20 protein-coding genes and 2 riboswitches are annotated in these 23,258 nt (G+C 73.1%); of the genes, 9 read left to right on the top strand and 11 right to left on the bottom strand.

The features are described from left to right. From moaA to AC1DWH_RS11240, 3 genes are read right to left on the bottom strand one after another with little or no spacing between them, the layout of a single operon-like run. Positions 1-1,095 carry a GTP 3',8-cyclase MoaA gene (gene moaA, locus AC1DWH_RS11250; RefSeq protein ID WP_477093744.1) on the bottom strand — a complete coding sequence of 365 codons (1,095 nt, stop codon included), beginning with the start codon at positions 1,093-1,095 and terminating at the stop codon, positions 1-3. Beyond that, a complete protein-coding gene (locus AC1DWH_RS11245) occupies positions 1,092-1,505 on the bottom strand; it encodes a molybdenum cofactor biosynthesis protein MoaE (RefSeq protein ID WP_456844923.1) in 414 nt (137 codons plus the stop codon). The genes moaA and AC1DWH_RS11245 overlap by 4 nt, the downstream gene beginning before the upstream one ends. Then, positions 1,502-2,002, bottom strand: a complete 501-nt coding sequence (locus AC1DWH_RS11240) for a MogA/MoaB family molybdenum cofactor biosynthesis protein (protein ID WP_477093743.1) — start codon at positions 2,000-2,002, stop codon at positions 1,502-1,504. Before AC1DWH_RS11240 ends, AC1DWH_RS11245 begins: the two co-directional genes overlap by 4 nt. 95 nt (positions 2,003-2,097) lie before the next feature. Continuing rightward, positions 2,098-2,192: riboswitch (glycine riboswitch) on the top strand. A 287-nt stretch (positions 2,193-2,479) separates the two neighbouring features. Between AC1DWH_RS11240 and gcvP the strand changes: the two genes are divergently transcribed. The 5 genes from gcvP to AC1DWH_RS11215 all read left to right on the top strand — a co-directional run bounded on the left by gcvP (position 2,480) and on the right by AC1DWH_RS11215 (position 7,988). Next, on the top strand, positions 2,480-5,371 hold the full coding sequence (gcvP, locus tag AC1DWH_RS11235; protein ID WP_477093964.1) for an aminomethyl-transferring glycine dehydrogenase: 2,892 nt from the start codon (positions 2,480-2,482) through the stop codon (positions 5,369-5,371). A gap of 14 nt (positions 5,372-5,385) precedes the next feature. Then, a complete protein-coding gene (gene gcvT, locus AC1DWH_RS11230) occupies positions 5,386-6,540 on the top strand; it encodes a glycine cleavage system aminomethyltransferase GcvT (RefSeq protein WP_477093742.1) in 1,155 nt (384 codons plus the stop codon). A 35-nt stretch (positions 6,541-6,575) separates the two neighbouring features. Next, positions 6,576-6,950 carry a glycine cleavage system protein GcvH gene (gene gcvH / locus AC1DWH_RS11225; RefSeq protein ID WP_477093741.1) on the top strand — a complete coding sequence of 125 codons (375 nt, stop codon included), beginning with the start codon at positions 6,576-6,578 and terminating at the stop codon, positions 6,948-6,950. A gap of 290 nt (positions 6,951-7,240) precedes the next feature. Next, entirely contained in the window at positions 7,241-7,474 is a 234-nt protein-coding gene (locus AC1DWH_RS11220) for a LuxR C-terminal-related transcriptional regulator (RefSeq protein WP_456844919.1), read from the top strand. 79 nt (positions 7,475-7,553) lie between these two features. Next, positions 7,554-7,988 carry a (deoxy)nucleoside triphosphate pyrophosphohydrolase gene (locus AC1DWH_RS11215; RefSeq protein WP_477093740.1) on the top strand — a complete coding sequence of 145 codons (435 nt, stop codon included), beginning with the start codon at positions 7,554-7,556 and terminating at the stop codon, positions 7,986-7,988. Between the two features lie 299 nt (positions 7,989-8,287). Here the strand turns inward: AC1DWH_RS11215 and AC1DWH_RS11210 are convergent, their stop codons facing one another. The 6 genes from AC1DWH_RS11210 to AC1DWH_RS11185 all read right to left on the bottom strand — a co-directional run bounded on the left by AC1DWH_RS11210 (position 8,288) and on the right by AC1DWH_RS11185 (position 15,335). Continuing rightward, positions 8,288-9,451, bottom strand: coding sequence for a MalY/PatB family protein (locus AC1DWH_RS11210; protein ID WP_477093739.1), 1,164 nt, complete (start codon positions 9,449-9,451; stop codon positions 8,288-8,290). A 67-nt stretch (positions 9,452-9,518) separates the two neighbouring features. After that, positions 9,519-11,846 carry a 5-methyltetrahydropteroyltriglutamate--homocysteine S-methyltransferase gene (metE, locus tag AC1DWH_RS11205; RefSeq protein ID WP_477093738.1) on the bottom strand — a complete coding sequence of 776 codons (2,328 nt, stop codon included), beginning with the start codon at positions 11,844-11,846 and terminating at the stop codon, positions 9,519-9,521. A gap of 7 nt (positions 11,847-11,853) precedes the next feature. Next, positions 11,854-12,891 carry a methylenetetrahydrofolate reductase gene (locus AC1DWH_RS11200; protein WP_477093737.1) on the bottom strand — a complete coding sequence of 346 codons (1,038 nt, stop codon included), beginning with the start codon at positions 12,889-12,891 and terminating at the stop codon, positions 11,854-11,856. A gap of 67 nt (positions 12,892-12,958) precedes the next feature. After that, a riboswitch (SAM riboswitch) is annotated at positions 12,959-13,055 on the bottom strand. Between the two features lie 145 nt (positions 13,056-13,200). After that, positions 13,201-13,416, bottom strand: coding sequence for a hypothetical protein (locus AC1DWH_RS11195; RefSeq protein WP_456844914.1), 216 nt, complete (start codon positions 13,414-13,416; stop codon positions 13,201-13,203). 72 nt (positions 13,417-13,488) lie between these two features. Beyond that, positions 13,489-14,079: a DNA-3-methyladenine glycosylase I gene (locus AC1DWH_RS11190; RefSeq protein WP_477093736.1), complete on the bottom strand. Its 591-nt coding sequence runs from the start codon at positions 14,077-14,079 to the stop codon at positions 13,489-13,491. Between the two features lie 68 nt (positions 14,080-14,147). Beyond that, entirely contained in the window at positions 14,148-15,335 is a 1,188-nt protein-coding gene (locus tag AC1DWH_RS11185) for a TetR/AcrR family transcriptional regulator (RefSeq protein WP_477093735.1), read from the bottom strand. 81 nt (positions 15,336-15,416) lie between these two features. Between AC1DWH_RS11185 and AC1DWH_RS11180 the strand changes: the two genes are divergently transcribed. The 3 genes from AC1DWH_RS11180 to AC1DWH_RS11170 are packed head-to-tail and all read left to right on the top strand — an operon-like array spanning position 15,417 to position 18,029. Next, positions 15,417-16,328, top strand: a complete 912-nt coding sequence (locus tag AC1DWH_RS11180) for an ATP-binding cassette domain-containing protein (RefSeq protein WP_456846411.1) — start codon at positions 15,417-15,419, stop codon at positions 16,326-16,328. Further along, on the top strand, positions 16,328-17,110 hold the full coding sequence (locus AC1DWH_RS11175) for an ABC transporter permease (protein WP_477093734.1): 783 nt from the start codon (positions 16,328-16,330) through the stop codon (positions 17,108-17,110). The genes AC1DWH_RS11180 and AC1DWH_RS11175 overlap by 1 nt, the downstream gene beginning before the upstream one ends. 58 nt (positions 17,111-17,168) lie before the next feature. After that, complete coding sequence (locus AC1DWH_RS11170; RefSeq protein ID WP_477093733.1) at positions 17,169-18,029, top strand: hypothetical protein; 861 nt, start codon at positions 17,169-17,171, stop codon at positions 18,027-18,029. Here AC1DWH_RS11170 and hrpA read toward each other — a convergent pair. After that, entirely contained in the window at positions 18,023-22,225 is a 4,203-nt protein-coding gene (hrpA, locus tag AC1DWH_RS11165) for an ATP-dependent RNA helicase HrpA (RefSeq protein WP_477093732.1), read from the bottom strand. The genes AC1DWH_RS11170 and hrpA overlap by 7 nt on opposite strands. A 96-nt stretch (positions 22,226-22,321) precedes the next feature. Here hrpA and AC1DWH_RS11160 point away from each other — a divergent pair, with 96 nt between their 5' ends. Further along, positions 22,322-22,813: an aminoacyl-tRNA deacylase gene (locus AC1DWH_RS11160; protein ID WP_456846415.1), complete on the top strand. Its 492-nt coding sequence runs from the start codon at positions 22,322-22,324 to the stop codon at positions 22,811-22,813. Positions 22,814-22,816: 3 nt separating this feature from the next. Here the strand turns inward: AC1DWH_RS11160 and AC1DWH_RS11155 are convergent, their stop codons facing one another. Further along, positions 22,817-23,209, bottom strand: coding sequence for a PPOX class F420-dependent oxidoreductase (locus AC1DWH_RS11155; RefSeq protein WP_456846416.1), 393 nt, complete (start codon positions 23,207-23,209; stop codon positions 22,817-22,819). Between the last annotated feature and the right edge of the window lie 49 nt (positions 23,210-23,258).

Here is a 23,258-nt window from a genome sequence, read left to right as displayed (position 1 = left end):
TCAGCCGCCGATCGCGCTCATCGGGCGGTCGGGCTGCAGGAAGCTCGGGTCGTCGATGTCGTGGCCGGCCTTCTTGCCCGCCAGGCACCGGCGGTACGCGTCGGCCAGCGCCGTGTCGACGTCCGTCGGGGTCGGTGCGGGCCGGGCGGGCGCCGTGGTCCCGATCCGGGTCGCCTGCCCCGGGCCGATCCCCAGGGCGCCGCCGTCGACCGTCGGCGTCTCCCCCCGGAGCAGGTCCCGCACGTTCGTCTCCGTCTGCGAGAACAGGCACGCACGCAGCTGCCCGTCGGCCGTGAGCCGCAGCCGGTCGCACGCCCCGCAGAAGGGTGCGGTGACCGAGGCGATGACGCCGACGGTGGCCGGGCCGCCGTCGACGTACCAGAGCTCGGCCGGCGCAGCCCCGCGTCCGGGCACCTCGGTCAGCTCGAACTCGGCGGTCAGTCGCGAGAGGATCTCCGCCTGCGTGACCATCTCGGTCCGGTCCCAGGTGTGCCCGGCGTCCAGCGGCATCTGCTCGATGAATCGCATCTGGTACCCGCGATCGACGGCGAACCGCGTCAGAGCGACCACCTCGTCGTCGTTCACCCCGCGCATGGCCACCGCGTTGATCTTCACGGGGTGCAGCCCCGCGGCGTCGGCGGCGGCGACGCCGGCCAGCGTCTCGACCAGCTTGTCGCGGCGGGTCAGCTGCTGGAACTTCTGCCGGTCCAGCGTGTCCAGGCTGATGTTCACGCGGGACAGCCCGGCGTCCTTGAGCTCGGAGGCGAGCCCGGGCAGGCGCAGCGCGTTCGTCGTCAGCGACACCTCGGGGCTCCCCCCGGGGCCGGTCAGCGCGGTGAGCCGCCGCACGACGTCGACGATGTCCACGCGCAGCAGCGGCTCGCCGCCGGTCAGCCGGATCTCCTCGATGCCCAGCTCCACGCCCACGCGCGCCACGTGCACGATCTCGTCGGTGCTGAGCATGGTCGACCGCGCCAGCCACGGGACGCCGTCGGCCGGCATGCAGTAGGTGCAGCGCAGCGAGCAGCGGTCGGTCAGCGAGATCCGCAGGTCGCGGTGTACGCGCCCGAACCGGTCGACCAGCTGCTCCGTCATGCCATCCCCACCCACACGTGCGAACCGTCCTCCAGCACCTCACGCTTCCACACCGGCAGCTCGGCCTTGACCGTCTCGACCAGCGCGCGGCAGACGTCGAACGCCTCCGCCCGGTGGCTCGTGGCGACGGCGGCGACGATGGCGGCCTCGCCGACGGCCAGGTGGCCGACCCGGTGGCTGACGGCGATGCCGAGGACGTCGTCGGTGAGGGCGGCGCGTGCGATCCGCTCCAGCACGTCGGCGGCCGACGGGTGCGCCGAGTAGTCGAGACCGACCACGCGTCCCTCGACGGACGGGTCGTGGTCGCGCACCAGCCCGACGAACGTGGCGACCGCGCCGACCCGCGGGCCGCTCACGTGTTCCACGTGAAACTGCAGGTCGAGAGGCTCGTCGACGACGCGGGCGATCATCGGTGGTCCCCGCCCGCCAGCTGGTCGAGCACGTGGTCCACCAGGGGCAGCAGCACGTCGAGGCCCTCGGTGACCCCGACCGGTGAGCCGGGCAGGTTGACGATGAGGGCGCCGCCGTCCGTCACGCCCGCGATGCCGCGCGACAGGACGGCCGTCGGCACGGTCCGTGAACCGTCGCGACGCAGCAGCTCGCCGATCCCCGGCAGCTCGCGGTCGATGACCGGGCGGGTGCCCTCGGGCGTACGGTCCCGCGGCCCCACGCCGGTGCCACCGGACGTGACGACGAGCCGGGCACCACCGTCGATCGCCGCGCGCAGCGCCTCTTCGACCGAGCGCGCGCCGTCGGGCACCACCGAGAGGTCTGCCGCGCTGTACCCGGCCGCGAGCAACCGGGACACGGCCGCCGGCCCGGACGCGTCGGGACGCTCACCCGAGGCGGAGCGGTCGGACACGACGATGACGGCGGCGATCACGGCTCTCGCGTGGCTCTGCTGCACCGGGCCAATGTACGCACGAGGGGACGGCGCGGGGACGGACGGACGGCCACCTGGACAGCGGCGGGTAGGCTGGGCGCACAACTTCACATGCTGCTCGAACCGCGGCGGGAGAGCTCCCGCAGAACGTGCGGGGCGCCGAAGGAGCAATCCTCCCCGGGAATCTCTCAGGCCCCTGTACCGCCACGGCGAGGCAACTCTGGAAAGCGGACCGACCCTCCCTCGGGGGGCAGGTCCCACCGACGGTGCAAGCCGGCGCGCCCCGACAGGCGGACCGGCAAAACTCTCAGGTCTGCACGTGCGTGCACGCACGCACGGGTGCAGGTGACAGAGCGGGGAGCCCACCCACCGTCCCGGCATGTCCGGACGACCCCTGCGGAGCAGCTCGTGACCGATCTCAGCTCGTTGGCCACCGCCGTCGTGAACGGCGTCCCTGCGGTCCACCTGGACCCCTCGCACGACTCCGTCGCGTTCACCAGCGTGGAGCACACGCCGGCGGCCGAGAACTTCGCGGACCGGCACATCGGCCCCCGCGGCGGCGAGACGGCCCACATGCTCTCCGTCGTCGGCTACCAGTCCCTCGACGAGCTGATCGACGCCGCCGTCCCCGCCAGCATCCGCACGGACCGGCCGCTCGACCTGCCGGCCGCGCGCTCCGAGGAGGAGGTGCTGGCCGCGCTGCGCACGATCGCCGGCAAGAACCGCGTGATGACGCAGATGATCGGCCAGGGGTACTCCGACACGATCACGCCGGCCGTCATCCGCCGCAACGTGCTCGAGTCCCCCGCCTGGTACACCGCCTACACGCCGTACCAGCCGGAGATCTCGCAGGGCCGGCTCGAGGCGCTGCTCAACTTCCAGACGATGGTCACCGACCTCACGGGACTGGACCTGGCCAACGCCTCGCTCCTCGACGAGGCCACCGCCGTCGCCGAGGCCGTCGCCCTGATGTGGCGCGCGGCCCGCGGCAAGGCCGGCACGGTCGTCCTCGACGCCGACCTGTTCGGCCAGTCGCTCGCCGTCACGGTCGGCCGCGCGGAGGCCATCGGCCTGCCGGTCGTCGTCGCGGACCTGACCGACGGGCTGCCCGAGCTCGAGGGTGACCTCATCGGCGTCGTCGTCCAGCAGGTGGGGGCGTCGGGCAACGTCCGCGACCTGCGACCCGTCATCGAGGCCACCAAGGCGCGCGGGGGCCTGGTCACCGTGGCCGCGGACCTGCTCGCGCTCACGCTGCTCACCTCCCCCGGCGAGCTCGGCGCCGACGTGTCCGTCGGCTCGGCCCAGCGCTTCGGGGTCCCGCTCTTCGGCGGCGGCCCTCACGCGGCGTTCATGGCGGTCCGCAACGGCCTCGAGCGGATGCTCCCCGGACGGCTGGTCGGGGTCTCGATCGACGCCGACGGCGCCCGTGCCTATCGCCTCGCGCTGCAGACGCGCGAGCAGCACATCCGCCGCGAGAAGGCCACCAGCAACATCTGCACGGCGCAGGCGCTGCTGGCCATCGTCGCGTCGATGTACGCGGTCTACCACGGGCCCGACGGGCTGCGAGCGATCGCGTCGACCGTGCACGCGCACGCCGCCGGCCTGGCCGAGCTGCTCGCGGGCGTCGGCGTCACGGTCGAGCACGAGACCTTCTTCGACACCGTCCGCACGGTCGTCCCGGGCAAGGCCCGCGAGGTCGTCGCGCAGGCCGCGCAGGCCGGTGTGAACCTCTGGGCGCCCGACGCCGACCACGTGCAGATCGCGTGTGACGAGCGGACCAGCAGCGACCACCTGCTGCGGATCGTGCTCGCCTTCGCGGCGGCCGGAGTGACGACGCTCGACGCCGACGAGGACGGCGCCTACGCGTTCGGGTTCGTCGGGCTCGGCGACGGGGACGCGCTGCCCGCGAACCTGCGCCGGACCACCGCGTACCTGCAGCACCCGGTCTTCCACCTGCACCGGTCCGAGACCGCGATGCTGCGCTACCTGCGCCGCCTGTCGGACAAGGACCTGGCGCTGGACCGCACGATGATCCCGCTGGGCTCGTGCACCATGAAGCTCAACGCGACGGCGGAGATGGAGCCGATCTCGTGGCCCGAGTTCGCCACCATCCACCCGTACGCCCCCACCGACCAGACCACGGGCTACGCCGAGCTGGTCACCGAGCTGCAGGACTGGCTGGCCGAGATCACCGGCTACGCGGCCGTCTCGGTGCAGCCGAACGCGGGGTCGCAGGGCGAGCTGGCCGGCCTGCTGGCCATCCACGGGTACCACGCGAGCCGCGGCGACACGCGCGACGTCTGCCTCATCCCCGCCTCGGCGCACGGCACCAACGCGGCGTCCGCGGCGCTCGCGGGCATGCGCGTCGTGGTGGTCGCGACCGCCGACGACGGCTCGATCGACCTCGGCGACCTGCGCGCCAAGCTCGACCAGCACGGCCCCCAGGTCGCCGCGATCATGATCACCTACCCCTCGACGCACGGCGTCTACGAGGAGGGTGTGCGCACGGTCTGCGAGCTCGTACACGAGGCCGGTGGCCAGGTGTACATCGATGGCGCCAACCTCAACGCCCTCGTCGGCCTGGCCCGACCGGGCGAGATCGGCGGCGACGTGAGCCACCTGAACCTGCACAAGACGTTCTGCATCCCGCACGGTGGCGGCGGCCCCGGCGTCGGCCCGGTCGCGGTCGCGGCCCACCTCGCGCCGTTCCTGCCGGGCGACCCGACGCCGGCGACGGCCGCGCAGAACACCGTGGCGCCGGTCAGCGCGGCCCCCTGGGGCTCTGCCGGCATCCTCCCGATCTCCTGGGCCTACGTCGCGCTCATGGGTCCCGACGGCCTCACATCGGCCACCGAGACCGCCGTCCTCGCGGCGAACTACCTGGCCACGCGCCTGTCGGGGCACTTCCCGGTCCTCTACACGGGGCCTAACGGCCTGGTCGCGCACGAGTGCATCCTCGACCTGCGGGACATCACCAAGGACACCGGGGTGACCGCCGAGGACGTCGCCAAGCGGCTCATGGACTACGGGTTCCACGCGCCGACGCTGTCGTTCCCGGTCGCGGGGACGCTCATGGTGGAGCCCACCGAGTCGGAGGACCTGGCCGAGCTCGACCGGTTCGTCGACGCCCTCGTCGCCATCCGCGGCGAGATCGACGCCGTCGAGGCCGGTCGCTGGCCCGTCGCGGACTCCCCGCTGCGGCACGCGCCGCACACCGCGGCGGCCCTCAGCGCCGACGTGTGGGACCACGCCTACCCGCGCGAGCTCGCCGCCTTCCCGGTCGCCGCGCTGCGTGAGGGCAAGTACTGGCCGCCGGTCCGCCGGATCGACGGCGCGCACGGCGACCGCAACCTGGTCTGCTCCTGCCCGCCCATCGAGGCCTACGCCGAGTGAGAGAGACCAAGGACATGGACACCAGCATCGTCGACAGGCACAGCCCGCTCAACGACGAGCACGTCGCCCTGGGCGCCGCCCTCACCAGCTTTGCCGGCTGGCAGATGCCGCTGCGCTACACGTCCGACATCGCCGAGCACACAGCGGTCCGGACGGCGGCGGGCCTGTTCGACCTGTCGCACATGGGCGAGATCGCGGTGAGCGGTCCCGACGCCGGCGCGTTCCTCGACTACGCGCTCGTCGGCAACCTCTCCGCCCTGCGCCTGCTCGGCGCGCGCTACACGATGATCTGCGCGGAGGACGGCGGGGTCGTCGACGACCTGATCGTCTACCGCGACACCGAGGACACCTTCATGGTCGTCGCCAACGCATCGAACCACGCCACCGTCCTCGCGGCCTTCGCGGAGCGGACCGACGGGTTCGACGTCGTGGTCGAGGACCGCTCCCCGCAGACCGCGCTCATCGCCGTGCAGGGGCCTCGCGCTCTGGAGATCCTGCGCGCCACCGAGGGGCTGGCCGAGGCCGGGCACGACGCCGAGACGCTGAAGTACTACGCGGCGATCCCGATGACGTTCGAGGGCAAGCCGGTCTTCGTCGCCCGCACCGGCTACACGGGCGAGGACGGCTTCGAGTTCTTCCTCGACGCCGCGCTCGCCCCCGCCCTGTGGCAGGCGTTCCTCGCGGCCGGCGAGCCGTTCGGGCTGGTCCCCGCCGGCCTGTCCGCGCGCGACAGCCTCCGCCTCGAGGCCGGCATGCCGCTGTACGGCAACGAGCTCGACCGCTCGACCACGCCGCACGACGCCGGCCTGGGTCGCGTGGTGAAGCTGGACAAGGTCGACGACGAGGGCCGGCCGCTCCCGTTCGTGGGCCGGGACGCCCTCGCGGGCCGCGCCGACTCCGAGCCGGCACGCGTGCTCGTCGGGCTCGAGGGGCTCGGTCGCCGCGCCGCCCGGCACGGCTACCCGGTGATGAGCGGGACGTCCGCCGACGCCGTCGCGGTCGGTACCGTCACCTCCGGAGCACCGTCTCCGACCCTCGGGCACCCCGTGGCGATGGCCTATGTGACCCCCGAGCTCAGTGCTCCCGGCACCGGGCTCGCGGTTGACGTGCGCGGACGCTTCGAACCCGTCCGGGTGGTCCCTCTTCCCTTCTACCGCCGACCCCGGTAGACCAAGCCCTAGAGAAGTACCGACAGGAGCCTCACATGTCCGCGGAGCTGCCCACCCACCTGCACTACACGGTCGAGCACGAATGGCTGGATGACGGCGCCCCCGCGACCGTCGGCATCACCGGGATCGCGGCAGACGCGCTCGGCGACATCGTCTACCTCGAGCTCCCCGCCGTCGGCGAGGAGATCAACGCCGGCGCGGTCGTCGGCGAGATCGAGTCGACAAAGTCGGTCTCCGAGCTGTACTCCCCGGTCTCCGGCACGGTCGTCGCGATCAACCAGGCCGCCGTCGACGACCCGTCGGTGGTCAACTCAGACCCGTTCGGAGAGGGCTGGCTCCTCAAGGTCGACGTGACGTCGACCGGTCCGCTGCTCACCGCCGAGGAGTACACCGCGCAGAACGCGGGGTGAACCTCAGCGGTAACGCATCCGTTACTCATTCGTACGCTTCGTCCGCCATGCTGATCAGCCGTCCGGGTGAAAACCCGTCGGTGCTCACACGTTCGGCGTATCAGCAGACGCAGGCGGCGTTCATTGTGGGTGGCAGGCGCGATCGGGCGCATGGCGGGGGGGAACCCGCGCATGAGGAGATTGCTGGAAGTGGCGTCATGGCTCACCACCAGCCCTCTCTCATCCGGTACGCAGCCCAGAGCGTGACGACCCGGACCCCCCGGGTCACGCAGCACACCGGAGGACACACCATGAGCATGTTGGAGACGAGCAGGACCGTCGGTCTCTCGAACGACGCACTGACGCGCCGCGAGCGGGTGGTGCTGGCGGAGCTCGCCGAGGACGTCACCCTCGAGGAGATCGCCACGCGGCTCTTCGTGACCCGCAACACCGTGAAGTCGCAGGTGCGCAGTGTCTACCGCAAGATCGGCGTCTCCACGCGGGCCGAGGCCGTCGCCTGGGCCGTCGCGCACGGCATTCGCTGATCGTGACCCGACGGCTCAAGACACCGGGCCGTCCCCGGGTCGCCGGCCGCGCTCGACGCGGGCCTGGCAGACTCACCGCATGACCTCACCTGTGCTCGTCGTGGCCGCCGCGATCGTGGACGACCTGGACGACCCTCGTGAGCTGTTGGCCGCACGCCGAGCAGTGCCGGCGCGCCTGGCCGGCCGCTGGGAGTTCCCCGGCGGCAAGGTGGACGGAGACGAGTCGCCGGAAGACGCCCTGCACCGCGAGATCCGCGAGGAGCTCGGTGTACGGATCGGCCTCGGCGAGGAGCTCGTCGGCCCCGACGACGGCATGTGGCGGCTGTCCGACGAGTACGTGATGCGCATCTGGCTGGCGGAGGTCGTCGAGGGCACGGCCGAACCGCTCGTCGAGCACGACGAGCTGCGGTGGCTGGCCCTGCACCAGTGGCACGACGTCCCGTGGCTCGACGCCGACGTCCGCATCGTCGATCACCTCACGGGCACGTACGTCCGGCTCGGTCAGAGCGGCTGAGCCCCGGCCCCTCCGGACAGAGGGGCTTTCGCCGTCAGCTCACCAGCGGTGGTTCGAGTTCTTCATGCAGAGATTGCCCGTCCCGCGGCAGTAGCTGCACTCCCCCGACCAGCGCTTCTTGCCGGCTCCGTCGCACCGCTCGCACACCTGCACAGCAGAGCTGCACTCGTCGCACTTCGTCACGTGTGTCTCCACTACATCGTCGTAGGTGCGGGCCTCGTGGGCTCGCTCCCGTCAGATCGGCACGTGCGTGGGGTGGACATGAGCCCCGACGACGGACGGATGGTCACGAATCGATCTCAGTCGGGCAGCGCGAGGGCCATCCGGTCGACGGCGTCGGTGAGCGTCGACGTCGACGCCGCGAGGTTGAGCCGCACGAAGCCGGCTCCCTCGTCGCCGAACGTCGGGCCCGAGTTGAGGGCGAGACGGCCCCGGTCCAGGGCGCGTCGGGCCGGATCCTCGCCCGCCCGGACCGCCGGGACCGCGCGGAGGTCGATCCACGCGAGGTAGGTCGCCTCGGGCGGCGACCAGATCGCGTCCGGGACGCGCTCGGCGAGCAGCGCGGCGAGGAGCCGCTGGTTCTGCCCGAGGCCGTCCACCACCTCGTCGAGCCATGCACCGCACTCGCGGTAGGCGGCCGACTCGGCGACCACGCCCAGGTGCATCACGCCGTCGCCGACGACCCAGGACTGCCGGGCCAGGTCGGCCACGGCATCGGGGCCGGGCACGATCACGGCGACCCGCAGACCCGCGAGGTTGAACGCCTTGGATGCCGAGTGCAGCGCCAGGGCGTCCGGGATCACCGTGGTCGTGGGCACGAACGGCGGGCGGGTGCCGTCGGCGCGCGTCGGGACCAGCGGGGCGTGGATCTCGTCGGCGACCACGCGCACCCCGTGCCGCCTGGCGAGCTCGCCGACCACCCGGAGCTCCGCCGCCGTGTGCAGGGTGCCGGTGGGGTTGTGCGGGTGGCACAGCAGGTACGCGGGCCGTGGGCCGTGCGCGCGGGCCACGGCGAACGCGCGGTCGAGCACGTCGAGGTCGAGCCGTCCGTCCGGGCCGAGCGGTGCAGCGACGACGCCGCGCCCGGCGTGCTCGACGAACGCGCGGAACGGCGGGTACACCGGCGGGTTGATGACGACGGCGTCGCCCGGGTCGGTCACCAGCCGCAGCGCCTCGACCGCGCCGACCATGACGTCGGACGCCAGCCGGCAGGCCACCGCGTCGATCTCCCAGCCCCACCGCTCCCGCGCGAAGTCGGCCAGGACCTGGGCGAAGGCGCGGCCGTGCGGGTACCCGGTGTCACCGGTTCGCACGGCGTCGTGCACGGCCCGGATCACCGGCTCGGGCTGCGGGACGTCCATCTCCGCAACGAACAGCGGCAGGACGTCGGGAGGGTAGGCCCGCCACTTCTCGCTGGTCCGGCGGCGGAGCTGGTCGAGGGGGACGGTGTCGAAGATCGTCACCCGTCCGACCCTAGGACGCACGACGGCCCCGGACACCGCCGAGGGTGTCCGGGGCCGCCGAGTCGGGTCAGAGGGTCGCGCGGACCGTCCGGGTCGCCGCGAGGATGTGCTCCAGGGACGGGGCGACCTCCTCGTACCGGCGGGTCTTCAGGCCGCAGTCCGGGTTGACCCAGAGCTGGTCGACCGCGATGGCCTTGACCGCCTCGGTGAGCAGCTCCTCGACCTCGGCCTCGCTGGGCACGCGGGGCGAGTGGATGTCGTAGACGCCCGGGCCGATGCCGCGCGGGTAGCCGGCCGCCGAGATGTCGCCGAGGATCTCCATCTTCGAGCGGGCGGCCTCGATGGACGTCACGTCGGCGTCGAGACCGTCGATCGCACCGATGATCTCGCCGAACTCCGAGTAGCACAGGTGCGTGTGGATCTGCGTGTCGGGCCGGACGCCGGCCGTGGACAGGCGGAACGACCGGACCGACCAGTCGAGGTACGCCGGGTGGTCCTCGACGCGCAGGGGAAGCAGCTCGCGCAGCGCGGGCTCGTCCACCTGGATGACGGCGATGCCGGCGGCCTCGAGGTCGGCGATCTCGTCGCGCAGGGCCAGGCCGACCTGGTTGGCGGTGTCACCCAGCGGCTGGTCGTCGCGGACGAACGACCACGCGAGGATGGTGACCGGACCCGTGAGCATGCCCTTGACCGGCTTCTCGGTCAGCGACTGCGTGTAGGACGACCACTCGACCGTGATCGGCTTCGGCCGCGAGACGTCGCCCCACAGGATCGACGGGCGCGTGCAGCGCGAGCCGTAGGACTGGACCCAGCCGTTCTGCGTCACGGCGAACCCGTCGAGGTTCTCCGCGAAGTACTGGACCATGTCGTTGCGCTCGGGCTCGCCGTGCACCAGCACGTCGAAGCCGATCTTCTCCTGCAGCTCGACGACGCGGCGGATCTCCGCCTTCATCTCGTCGTCGTACTGCTCCTCGGTCAGCTCGCCCTTGCCGAAGGCGGCGCGGGCCGTGCGGATCTCGGTGGTCTGCGGGAACGAGCCGATGGACGTCGTCGGCAGCGGCGGCAGGTTGAGGCGGGCCGCCTGGGCGACCTTGCGCTCGTCGAACGGACCGCGGCTGAATGCGGCCTCGTCGAGGGCGGCCACGCGGTCGCGGACGGCCGGGTTGACGACGCCGGGCGCCGTGCGGCGCGAGTTGACCGCGTCGGTCGCCGCGAGCAGCTGCTCGTGGATGGCCTCGCGGCCCTCCGTCAGGCCCTCGGCCAGCGTGACGACCTCGACGACCTTCTCGTCGGCGAAGGCGAGCCAGGTCGTGAGCGTGGCGTCGAGGTTGGGCTCGTCGCCCGTGGTGTGCGGGACGTGGAACAGCGACGTCGAGGTTCCGACGGTCACCGCGGCGGCGCCGAGGCCCTCGAGCTGCTCGAGGACGGCCAGCTTGGCGTCCAGGTCGGCGCGCCAGATGTTGTGGCCGTCGATCACGCCGGCGACCAGCGTCTTGGTCTCCAGGCCGGGGACGGACTCCGTCGGCGCGTGGCCGCGGACCAGGTCGATGCCGATGGCCTCGATGTCCGTGGCGGCGAGCACCGGGAACGCCGCGCCGAGGTCGCCGTACGGCGCCGCGATGAGGATGGCCGGACGCTCCGGGCGGGCCAGGTCGGTGGCGAGCGCGCGGTACGCCTCGATGACGGACGCGAGCAGCTGCTCGGCCGGCACGGCGATCGAGTCGGAGACCAGCGCGGGCTCCTCGAGCTGCACCCACGTGGCGCCGGCGGCCGCGAGGTCCGTCAGCAGCGCGGCGTAGACAGGCAGCAGGTCGGCCAGGCGGTCGATGGGCGCGAAGCCCTCGGGGGCGTCCTCGGTGGCCTTGGCCAGGGCGAGATAGGTGACGGGGCCGACGATGACCGGGCGCGTGAGCACGCCGTCGGCCAGGGCCTCCTGGAACTCCCGCACGGGGCGGTTGCTGGCATACCGGAACTCGGTCTCCGGACCGATCTCGGGGACCAGGTAGTGGTAGTTGGTGTCGAACCACTTGGTCATCTCGAGCGGGAGGTCGTCGCCGCGGCCGCGGGCCACCGTCGAGTACCCGGCGAGGTCCAGCGCACCGTCGGCGCCGACGACGTCCGCGAAGCGGGCCGGGACGGCACCGACGACGGCCGTCGCGTCGAGCACGTGGTCGTAGAAAGAGAACGCGCTCGGGATGGCCGGCACGTCGGTGGCCAGGCCCAGCTCGGCCAGGCGGGTGCGGGTGCGCTTGCGCAGGTCCGCGGCGGTGGCCTCGACCTCGTCGGCGGTGGTGCGGCCGGCCCAGAACGCCTCGAGGGCCTTCTTGAGCTCGCGGCGCGGGCCGATGCGGGGGTAGCCGAGCACGGAGCTGGCGGGGAAGGTTGCAGTGCTCATCTGGTTCTCAGTCCCTCGGGGGTCGGGCGGGTGCCGTGTCCTGCGGCCATCCGGCCAGGTCGGGAGCTGTCCGAGCTCCGCCGTCGAGGTGTGCACCCTCGAGCAGGTCAAGTGCGGCATGGTGCTGGTTGAACGTGTACAGGTGGACGCCGGGCGCTCCGCCGTCCAGGACGCCGTTGACCAGGTCGACGCTGGCGCGGATTCCCCGGCGGTGGCGGTCGAGCTCGTCGTCGGCGGAGCCGAGCAGGTCCAGGAGGCTCTCCGGCACGGGGACGCCGGTCAGCTCCTGCACCCGCAGCAGGCGGGCGGGGTCCGTGGTCGGGATGATGCCCGGGATGATCGGGATGGTCACCCCGGCCTCGCGGGCCTCCGCCACGATACCCAGGTAGTCGTCCGCGTCGAAGAAGACCTGCGTGATCGCGAAGTCGGCGCCGGCCTGCTGCTTGGCCAGGAGCGACGCGACGTCCTGCGCGCGGGTGCCCCCCGTGGCGTGGTTGCCGCGCGGGAACGCCGCCACGGCGACCGACAACGGACGCACGCGCGCCCGGACCGCCTGCGAGGGGCTGTCCGCGCAGCGCTGGGCCTCGATGTCGCGCAGCAGCTCGACCAGCTCGCCGGCCGTCTGCAGGCCGTCGGGGTGGGCCTCCCAGCCGCTCTGGTCGGACGGCGGGTCGCCGCGCAGCGCGAGGAACGAGCGGAGGCCTTCGTCGAGGAACTCCTCGACGATCTCAGTGATCTCCGCGCGCGAGGTCCCGACGCAGGTCAGGTGCGCGATCGGGTTGAGCGTCGTCTCACGCAGCAGCCGGCGGACCAGCGCGCGCGTGGTGACCCGGGTCTTGCCCGAGGCGCCGTAGGTCACGGACACGAAGTCCGGGTGGACGGCCTCGAGTGCGCGGATGGTGGCCCACAGGCGGGGCGCGGCGTCGGGGTTTCGCGGCGGGAACAGCTCGAACGAGATGGTCGGGCGGTCGTTCGCGGTGTGCGCACGCGCGGCCGGTGCGGCGTGCAGTCCGGGCGTGCGCGGCTCCACGGCGGCGGCGCTCACGGCGCGATCCGTGGCGTGGTCTGCACCGGTGCGGTGCGGGGACACGTGGTCTGCGGGGACATTGCTCACTCCATCGTCCCTGGCGGAAGCACCCACACCCTCGGCGGGGAGGGGGGTTGCTGCGGCGTCGTCGAGCCAGGTCTCTCGGCCGCTCTGGATGGTAGGCGCGATGCTAGACCGCCGATCACATGGTGGGCAACCGTGCTCGACCTGTGAGACGACCGCGTCCGTCGCTCGACTGCCCGGCGTCGACGCCGGGATCGCGCTGAGGGCAGCGCGGAGCCGAGGGGGCTCGCCGCGAGTGGTCGGTCAGTGCGGGCGGCGAGGGGAAAGGGTGCCGGTCTGCATGCGGCTGCGCTGCGACGGCACGTCGAACCAGGAGTTGGGGGAGCCGGCGGGGACGGACAGCAGCCCGTCCTGGACCGCCGCGAGGATCCCGGCGTCGGGGACGACGTTGTCCGTCAGAGCCTCGGCCGCCGCGCGCACGGCATCACGCCGAGCGTCGTGGTCGGGGATCTCCGTCATGGGCGGCACTGTAGTCCGCGTCACACTCGGTTCCGAGACCCCCGCGGCAGCGTCACCCGGCAGGAGTAATGGTCACTCCGACGGGTGAGTCGAGGCGGCCGACGGGCAGGTCGCCAGATGGTCGTCGACGACCCCGCAGGCCTGCATCGCCGCGTACGCCGTGATCGGTCCGACGAACCGGAAGCCGAGCGACTTCAGCTCCTTGGCGAGCGCGCGCGACTCGTCGGTCTGCGCCGGGACGCCGGCCCAGGTCAGAGGCCTGACGTACCCGGTGCGGTCGGGCGCGTGCGACCAGAGGACCGCGTCCAGAGTGCGTCCTGCGGCGTGCAGACCGCGCAGCGCGCGCCCGTTGGCGATGGCCGCCTCGATCTTGGCGCGGTTGCGCACGATGCCCGCGTCGGCCATCAGCCGGGCGACGTCGTCGTCGCCGAACTCCGCGACCAGCTCGGGGTCGAAGCCCGCGAACGCGGTCCGGAACGCGGGTCGCTTGCGGAGCACCGTGATCCACGCGAGGCCGGACTGGAAGCCCTCGAGCGCGATCCGTTCGAAGAGCGCGTGCTCGTCGTGCACGGGCCGGCCCCACTCCTCGTCGTGGTACTGCTCGTAGAGCGGGGTGCCGTCGCCGAAGCAGCGGCCGGTGATCGGGACGTCGGGCGAGGTCATGCGCCGAGTCTGCCCCGCGCCCCCGACACCGATCCCGACCCGAGTGGACGGCCGGGGCTGTGGGCGGCTCAGTCCGTGGGGGTCGCCAGCGCGATGAGCCGCTCGATGCCGTCGAGGATCAGGGTGGTCCCGAAGTCCAGGGCGTCCGCATCGGCGGCCCGGTCGTCGGGACCGAACGAGAAGGCGCCCGCGGCGGCCGCCTGCAGCAGCGCGGGGTGGGAGGTCGGAGAGGCGAGCGCGCCGATGAGGTCGCCCAGGTCCGGGGACTCGTCGGCGCCCTCGGCCGTGCCGATCGCTGCGGTGCGCCTGCTCCCGGTCAGCTCCTCGGTGACGCGCAGCTGGTCCAGGGAGTGCGTGGCCAGCAGGCCGATCGCGCCGACCTTCTGCCGCTCGGACAGCGGCGTGCCCGCGAGCGCGGCGAGCATGCCCTCCATCCACGCCAGCCGACCCGGTCCGACGGCGTGCAGCACGGTCGTCGTCCGGGCCAGCCACGGGTGCGCGTGCAGGATCGGCTGCTGCACGGCGAGGATCAGCTCGAGCTGCTCGCGCCAGCCGCCCACCTCGGGACCCAGGACCGGTGGGCGCCCGGCAGCGCGGTCGGACATGAGGCTCAGCACCTCGTCCTTGGACGAGACGTAGCGGTACAGCGACATCGTCGTGAAGCCCAGCGACTCGGCCAGCCGGGCCATGGAGACCGAGTCGATCCCCTCGGCGTCGGCGAGCGCGATCCCGGCATCGGCGATCTGCTCCAGGGTCAGGCCGGGTCGAGGCCCGGGCCGCCCCTCGGTCGGGGTGCGCCACAGGACCGCGATCCCGGGCGGCAGCTCGACGGGAGCGGCGGCCCCGCTGCCGGCCACCCGCACGGCCTGCCGCCGCGCCTTCTCGGCCACCCGAGCCGCCTGCTGCTGGGCGAGGGCGGCGGCGCGCTGCGCCTTCTCGGCCTCGCGCAGCTGCTTGGCGGCCTCCCGGACCGCCTGCTGCGCCTCCCGCTCGCGCTCGGTCCGCCGGCGTTCCGCCTCACGGGCCAGCTCCTGCTCGGCCTTGAGGCGGTCGCGCTCGACCCGTTCGGCCTCCTTGCGGACCCGGTCGGCCTCCTTCTGCGCCTCCCGCTCGGCGTCGCGGTCGGCGCGCTCGAGGTCGCGACGCAGCCGGTCGGCCTCCTTCGCCTCCGCGCGCGCCGCCTTCTCCCGGTCGCGACGCAGGGCGTCGGCCTCGCGACGGCCCTCGTCGGCCACTACGTCCTCGTCGTGCGCCACGGCACCTCCTTGACGGTCGATCCTACAAGTGTGTATGAAGTACACACACAGTTTACGCCATACACAGAAAGCGAGATCGCGATGACTGCTCCTGTCGTCGTCGCCCGGGGGCTCCGCAAGTCCTACGGCGACCTGACCGTGCTCGACGGCGTCGACCTCGATGTCGCCCGGGGGGAGGTGCTCGCCCTCCTGGGTCCCAACGGCGCCGGGAAGACCACGACCGTGCGCATCCTGGCCACGCTGCTGCGGCCCGACGGCGGCTCCGCGCACGTCGCCGGCAAGGACGTGGTGCGCCAGCCCGCCGAGGTGCGGGCGGCGATCAGCCTCACGGGGCAGTTCGCCGCCGTCGACGACCTGCTCACGGGCGTCGAGAACATGCACCTCATGGCCCGGCTGGCGCACCTGGGCCGGGCGGAGGTGCGCACCCGCAGCGCCGAGCTGCTCGAGCTGTTCGACCTCACGGACGCCGCCGGCCGCGTGGTGAAGACCTACTCGGGCGGGATGCGCCGCCGGCTCGACCTCGCGGTGGGCCTGCTGGCCCGGCCGCAGGTGGTGTTCCTCGACGAGCCCACCACCGGGCTCGACCCGCGCAGCCGGAACGATCTCTGGGACGTCATCCGGGACGTCGTCGCCGAGGGCACCACCGTCCTGCTGACCACGCAGTACCTGGAGGAGGCCGACCAGCTGGCCGACCGGGTCGCCGTCATGGACAACGGCCGGGTCATCGCGAACGGCACGGCACCCGAGCTCAAGCGGGCGGTCGGGTCGGCGCACGTCGAGCTGCGCCTGGCCGACGGTGCCGAGGAGCGCATCCTCACCGACGGCTCCGTGCCGGACGTGCGGCGGATCCTCGCCGACATCGAGCGCCGCGGCGTCGCCGTCGACACCTGGGAGATCCGCTCCCCCACGCTCGACGACGTCTTCCTCACGCTGACGGGCCGGCCCACCGAGCCCGAGCCCGCACCCGCCCTCGTCACCGCCCGGGAGTCCTGATGACCACGCTCGCCCCGCAGCCCCCCGCCCTCGGCTGGTCCCTGCACGACTCGACCGCGCTGATCGACCGGTGCCTGCGCCGCTCGCTGCGCCAGATGGACACGATCCTGCTCGCCGTGATCCTGCCCGTGTCCCTGCTGCTCATGTTCGTCTACGTGTTCGGCGGCGCGATCGACAGCGGGGGCGGGTACGTCGACTTCGTCGTCCCCGGGATCATCCTGCTGACGGCCGGGTACGGGTCGGCGAACACCGCCGTGGACGTGGCCAACGACATGACCGGCGGCATCATCGACCGGTTCCGGTCCCTGCCCATCCGGCCCACCGGGGTGCTCACCGGGCACGTCGTGGCCAGCATGGTGCGCAACGCAGTGTCGACCGCGCTGGTCATCGGCGTCGCCTTCCTGGTCGGGTTCGACCCCGACGCGACGGCGCTGGAGTGGGCCGCGGCGATCGGGCTCATCGCGCTGTACGTCCTGGCGCTCACGTGGGTGGCCGTCGCGATCGGCCTGGTGGCGTCCGGGCCCGAGGCGGCGAGCGGGTTCACGTTCGCGATCCTGTTCGTCCCCTACGTGTCGAGCGCCTTCGTGCCCACCGAGTCGATGCCGTCGGCGCTGGAGACGATCGCGACCTACAACCCGATCACGCCGATCACCGACACGGTGCGCGGGCTGCTGCTCGGGACGCCCGTCGGCGACTCGGCCCCGTCGGCCATCCTCTGGTGCGTCGGGATCTTCCTGGCCGGCCGCGTCGGGGCCGCGCTGCTGTTCCGTCGCCGGGACTGATCGGCCGGATTGCCGCGGGTCGTCGCGGCCCGCGGCATTCCTGTTGTAGACCGGTCCTATGACCGATCCGTCCCCGTTCCCGCCCACCGGTGCCCCGGAGCCGACCGACCCGACGACGCCGTCCCGCCGGGGCTGGATCATCGCGCTCGCCGTGCTGCTGGCTGTCGCGATCGTCGTGATCGTGGCGCTCGTCCTGAACGGGGACGACGAGACGCCGCCGCCCGTGACGTCGCCGAGCGCCTCGGAGAGCTCGGCGGCTCCGACTCCCACGGCGACCTCCGCGGCGCCGGAGCCCACGGCATCGTCGCCCTCCGCCGGTTGTGCACCGAACAGCGCCACCGCTCCCGCCGGCGCGGACGTCGTGACGGTGATCGACGTGGACGGCGACGGCCGCCCCGACCAGGCGTGGCTCAGCCCCGGCGCCGGTCGCGAGTTCGGCATCACCACGGCGTCCGGCGCGACCTTCTCCGCGACGATCAACTCCGGGTCCCCCGTCCCCGCCTCCGCGATCGTCAACCGCGTGCAGAGCGACGGCATCCCGATCGCGCTCGTCGACCTCAGCCGCGAGGCGCTCCTCTACTCGCTGGCCGGGTGCGCCGTGACGCCCGTCGCCAACGCGCAGGGTCAGCCGTACACGTTCGACCTCGGCTTCGCCGGCGCCGGCACCGGAGTGGGCTGCACCCAGAGCGGGGGCGCGCTGCGGCTCGCGGGGCTCAACGCGGTGCAGGACGCCGACCAGAACTACACGGTGACCAGGACGTTCGTGGACCTCGACGCGGACGGCCGGCACGCCACCAACGCGGCCCCGGAGCAGGTGGCGGTCGGTGCGGCCGCCGACGAACCCGTGGTCACGACCGCGCAGCAGGTCACCTGCGGCGACCTCGTGGCCGGCGAGGACGGACCCGTCGAGCCTCAGTAGGCGGCGAGGGCCTTCTTGATGCGGGTGGTCGACACCGGCGTCGGCGTGCCCAGCTGCTGCGCGAACAGGCTGACACGCAGCTCCTCGAGCATCCAGCGCAGCTCCCGCAGCTCGGGGTCCCGCGGGTGCTTGGCGACGACGTCGTCGTAGAGCGCCTCGACGTCCTGCACCTGCCAGGCGAGGTCCGCGTCGCGCTGCGGGTTCTCGGCGGCCTTGACCAGCCGGTGCCGGGCCGCGCGCAGGTAGCGGGCGAGGTGGGGCAGGCGGGCGGTGCCCACCTCGCTCACGAACCCGTCGTGGACCAGGCGGGCCGCCTGGGACCGGATGTCCTGGGCGGTGGCCAGCAGCGCCAGGCTGGACCGGTCGCGGATCTCGCCGTCCAGCTCCCGCCAGGCGGTCAGCACCGCGACCAGGTCGCCGACGACCGCGTGCACGGAGTCCTCGAGCCGGCCGCGGGTGGCGGTGCGCAGCGCGGTGTACGCGTCGAGCGTGCGTACCGTCCACGCGGGCGCGGTGAGCAGGCCCTCGATCACGGCCAGCTGCACGTCCGTGACCAGCGCGTCCGTGCTCGGGTAGGGGCTGGCGGCCAGCGTGAGGGCCTGCGTGCCCGTCCAGCGGGACGTGATGCGGCCGGTGGTCAGGCCGACGTCGAGCAGCAGCAGCCGCCGCAGGCCTCGGCGGGCCGCGTCCGGGCGGGCGGACTCGTCGGCCAGCGCGCGCACGGCGACGGTCCCCTTCTCCTCGACCAGCGACGGGAAGGCACGGACGCGTCCGACCTCGACGACCTCGGGCAGCTCCGGCAGGTCGGCGGGCCAGGTGGTGAGGCCCGTGCGGACGACGTCGACGCGCGGTGCCGGTGGCGCGGGCCGGCTCGTCGGCTCGGGGGACGCACCCGGAGCGGCCTCCGACGTGGCGGCACCGCCCGCCCCCGCCGCACGCGCCTCCTCCATCGCCGCCCGGACCGCCGTGCGGACGGCGTCGTCGACCGCCTTCTGCGTGCGGTCGGCCAGGCGTCGCTGCAGGACGAGCAGGTCCTTGCCCTCGTCGACCACTCCCCCGCGGTCGCCGACCACCCGGAACGTCATGCGCAGGTGGGGCGGCAGCCGGTCGTCGTCGAATGCGTCGTCCGGCACGTCGACGTCCCGCAGCTCGCGCACCGCACGACGGAACACCTCGCGGAACGACGGCGCCGCGTCCCCCGCGCGGACGGTGTCCTCCCAGTCCGCCGTGTTCTGCGCGATCCAGGCCCCGACGCCACGGGCGACGTCGGGCGCGGGGACCAGCTGCACGCGCACGGGCTTGGGCAGCGCACGGATGGTCGCGGTGATCAGCTCCTCGCGCAGGCCCGGCACCATCCAGCCGAAGCCGTCCGGCGTGAGCCGCGCGAGGGTGGACAGCGGGATGTGTACGGTGACGCCGTCGGCTTCTGTACCAGGCTCGAACTGGTAGGTCAGCGGCAGCCGCAGGTCGCCCTGCGGCCAGCGCGACGGGAACGCACCCTCGTCGATCGCCCCGGCCTCGCCCACCAGCAGCTCGCGCGTGAAGGTCAGCAGGTCCGGATGCTCGCGGCGCGCGGTCTTCCACCACTGGTCGAAGTGCCGGCTCGAGACGACGTCGTCGGGGATCCGCTCGTCGTAGAACGCGAAGAGGGTGTCGTCGTCGACCACCAGGTCGCGGCGCCGGGCGCGGGCCTCGAGCCCCTCGGCCTCCGCGAGCAGGCGGCGGTTCTCGTGGAAGAACGCGTGGTGGGTGGTCCACTCGCCCTGCACCAGCGCGTGCCGGACGAACAGCTCCCGGGCGTGCTCGGGATCGACCGTGGCGTAGAGCACGCGGCGCTGGTTGACGATGGGGACGCCGTAGAGCAGCACCTTCTCGAAGGCCGTCGCCGCGCCCTGCCGGGTCGACCACGCGGGCTCCGACCAGGTCCGCTTCACCAGGTGCGCGCCCACCTCCTCGGCCCACTCCGGCTGGATGCGCGCGACGTCGCGGCCCCACAGGCGGGACGTCTCCACCAGCTCCGCGGCCATGACCCAGGCGGGCGGCTTCCGGGCCAGCCCGGACCCGGGGAAGATCGCGAACCGCGCCCCGCGCGCGCCGAGGTACTCGTTGCGCCCGCGCCGGTCGGGCCGGCCGGGAGTCTTCGCGCGCGTCGAGACCTCGGTGGCCTCCTGCATCCCGATCTGCGAGAGCAGCCCGGCGAGGATCGCGACGTGGATCCGGTCGCCGTCCCACTCGAGCCGCAGGCCCTCGTCGTGCTCCGTCTGCTTCGGGGCGTTCACCACGATGCCCAGCGGCTTGGCCAGCTCGCGCAGCTGCGTGACCACGTCCTGCCACTCGCGGATGCGCAGGTAGTTGAGGTGCTCTGACCGGCACATCCGCCGGAACGCCGACCCCGAGAGGTCGCGCTGCTGGTCGCGCAGGTAGTGCCAGAGGTTGAGGTAGGTGAGCAGGTCGGAGGTGGGATCGGCGAACCGGGCGTGCGACAGGTCGGCCTTCTCGCGGTCCTCCACCGGCCGCTCCCGCGGGTCCTGGATCGAGAGGGCGGCGGCGATGATCATGACCTCGCGCGCGACCTGGCGACGGCCGCCCTCGACGATCATCCGCGCGAGCCGGGGATCCATGGGCAGCTGCGCGAGCGCGCGGCCCGTCTCGGTCAGCCGGCCGTCGCCCAGCGCGCCCAGCTCGGTCAACAGCTGGACGCCGTCACGGACCGCGCGGGTGTCGGGCGGGTCGACGAACGGGAACTCGCCGATGTCCTCGGGCGTGGTCGCGACGCCCACCGCGATCATCTGCAGGATCACCGACGCCAGCGATGTACGGAGGATCTCCGGCTCGGTGTACAGAGGGCGCGCGTCGAAGTCGTCCTGCGAGTAGAGCCGGATCGCGATGCCGTCGGCCACGCGCCCGCAGCGCCCGGACCGCTGGTTGGCCGACGCCTGCGAGATGGGCTCGATGGGCAGCCGCTGGACCTTCGTGGCCTTGGAGTACCGCGAGATGCGTGCGGTCCCGGGGTCGATGACGTACCGGATGCCGGGGACGGTCAGGGAGGTCTCGGCGACGTTGGTGGACAGGACCACCCGCCGGTTCTGGTGCCGCTCGAACACCCGGTGCTGCTCGGCGGCCGACAGCCGGCTGTACAGGGGGAGCAGCTCGACGGCGCCCGGCGTGCGGGGATCGGACACGCGCGGACCGAGCGAGCCCCGCAGGGCGTCCTCGGCATCCCGGATCTCGCGCTCGCCCGAGAGGAACACGAGGATGTCGCCGGGGCCCTCGAGGCACAGCTCGTCGACGGCCTCGCAGATGGCGGTCATCGGGTCGCGGTCCTCGGCGCCGCGCTTCTTGGGAGCGGGCGCGCCCTCCTCCACGTCGGGAGACAACGGGCGGTAGCGGATCTCGACCGGGTACGTGCGGCCGGTGACCTCCACGACCGGGGCGGGCGCGCCGTCCGCGGAGGCGAAGTGCCGCGCGAACCGGTCCGAGTCGATCGTGGCGGACGTGATGACGACCTTGAGGTCCGGTCGCTGGGGGAGCAGCCGGGTGAGGTACCCGAGGATGAAGTCGATGTTCAGGGACCGCTCGTGGGCCTCGTCGATGATGAGCGTGTCGTAGGCCCACAGCATCGGGTCGCGCTGGATCTGCGCCAGCAGGATGCCGTCGGTCATGACCTTGACCAGCGTCGACTCGCTCGACTCGTCGGTGAACCGCACCTGGTAGCCGACGACCCCGCCCAGCGGCTGATCGCCGACCAGCTCCTCGTTGATGCGCTCCGCGACGCTGCGTGCGGCGATCCGGCGGGGCTGCGTGTGGCCGATCTGGCCGGCACGACCCCGGCCCAGCTCGAGGGCGATCTTCGGGATCTGGGTCGTCTTGCCGGACCCCGTCTCGCCCGCCACGACGACGACCTGGTGGTCGCGCAGCGCGTCGGCGATCTCGTCGCGGCGCGCGCTGACCGGGAGCTGCTCGGGGTAGACGATCGGCGGGAGCTCGACGGCACGGCGGATCTCGGCGGCCCGCGCGCGGCGTGCGGCGATGCGGCCCGCGTCGTCGCGACCCGACGACCGTCGACCGGCCGTCTGACCCTCGGCCCCCGTCCGCGCCGGGGGCTTGCGGCGGCCGCGGCCGCGTCGGGAGCCCCCGCGGGGTCGCCCGTCTCCGGACCCGTGCGGGTCGGCGGGGGCGGGGGACGGCGTGCTCACGACGGTCCAGTCTCCCAGGTCGGTGGCGCGGGACGCTTCCTGATTCGTCGGAGCGCCCACGATGCGGCGCGCCACCCTGGTCCTACAGTGGCCCGCATGAGCGACGCAGCCGCACCGAGCGAGGGGGAGCGGCGCGCGATCGCGGGCCTCGAGGCCTCGGGCATCGAGTTCGACGTGACCCGGCACGGACCCGTCCGGTCCCTGGCCGAGGCGGCCGAGGCGCGCGGCATCGACCCCGCCGGCATCGTGAAGACCATCGTGGTGCGCCGCGGGGACGACGACTTCCTGTTCGTGCTGGTGCCGGGCGACCGGACCATCTCCTGGCCCAAGCTGCGCGCGCTGCTCGGTGTGACGCGGCTGTCGATGCCGGACGCGGAGACCGCCAAGGAGGTCACCGGCTACGAGCGCGGGACGATCACGCCGTTCGGCTCGCTGGTCGAGTGGCCCGTGGTCGCCGACTCGCGGGTGCCGTCGCGCACCGTGTCCATCGGGGCCGGCGCGCACGGGGTCGCCGCGAACGTGGACGGGGCCGAGCTGGTGCGTGCGCTCGTCGCGACGGTCTCGGACGTCACCGACCCCGAGGCCTGAGGGCTACTTCACGACGAAGGTCGTCGGCCGGACCGTGAGGATGACGCGCTTGTACGCGTCCTTGATCTCGTAGTCCTCGCCGTACCGCTCCTGCAGGGACTTGTAGAAGCTGGCCACCTCGTCGTCGGGCACCGTCGACTCGACGACACCGCGCACCTCGAGCGACCGGTACCCGTCCTCCGGGTCGTGGATCGAGAGGGCGATGCGGGGCTCGACCTGGAGGTTCTTGAACTTCTGCCGGGTCGACGTGTGCGTGAACCGCAGCACCTCGCCGTCCCAGACGAACCACATGACGCTGCTGTGCGGGGACCCGTCGGGCGCGACCGTCGCGAGGTGCCCGAACAGGGGGCGTTCGAGCAGGTCGGCGTGGCTGGCGGGGAGCTCGGTGGTGGCCATGCGCCGAGGCTAGCCCGGAGCCCGGACGGGAACCTGGGCGAGGGGGTGT

This window comes from Cellulomonas sp. P2_F12, assembly GCF_056403775.1.
This window is presented reverse-complemented; position numbering and strand designations above follow the sequence as displayed.